The organism is Streptococcus sp. HMSC078D09, assembly GCF_001813675.1.
GTDB lineage: Bacteria > Bacillota > Bacilli > Lactobacillales > Streptococcaceae > Streptococcus.
The window spans coordinates 744,717-745,215 of record NZ_KV813675.1; the positions used below are offsets into that span (position 1 = coordinate 744,717).

The 499-nt window shown below is 42.1% G+C and carries 1 protein-coding gene; it reads left to right on the plus strand.

Annotation, left to right across the window (positions count from 1 at the left end; translation table 11 throughout):
- A partial coding sequence (locus tag HMPREF2926_RS08820; protein ID WP_141751789.1) for a hypothetical protein occupies nt 1-499 on the plus strand: 499 nt, incomplete at both ends.

Consider the following 499-nt stretch of genomic DNA (forward strand, 5'->3'; position numbering starts at 1 on the left):
AGACATTCAAAATGTTCCTCAAACAGAAACTCCTACATTTGCATTGAGTGATGATGAAACTGCTCAAATTACAAGTAAGAAATTGATTGACCCTGCAACAGGTCAACCAACCGATGAAACCACTGTAACAGTAGCAGGTGAAGGAAGTTACACAATCGATCCTACTACAGGAGCAGTAACCTTTACTCCTGAAAAAGACTTTGTCGGAACTGCAACTGGCGTGAAAGTCCAAGCAACTGCGACGATTACCAATGCAGGCGGTAAGACTTCAACCATCACTTCAGATGCAAGTTACACACCAACAGTTGTAGCAGCTGTTCCAACAGCTAATCCAGCTACATCTAAAGATATCCAAGGTGCGACACAAACTGGAACACCAACCTTTGCAGGAAAAACTGTTCAAGTCAACGGTGAAGATAAAGCGATCACGATTAAAGATAACAGCTACACACTTTTGGATAAGGATGGTAATGAAGTAACAAGCACACCAGCTTATGCT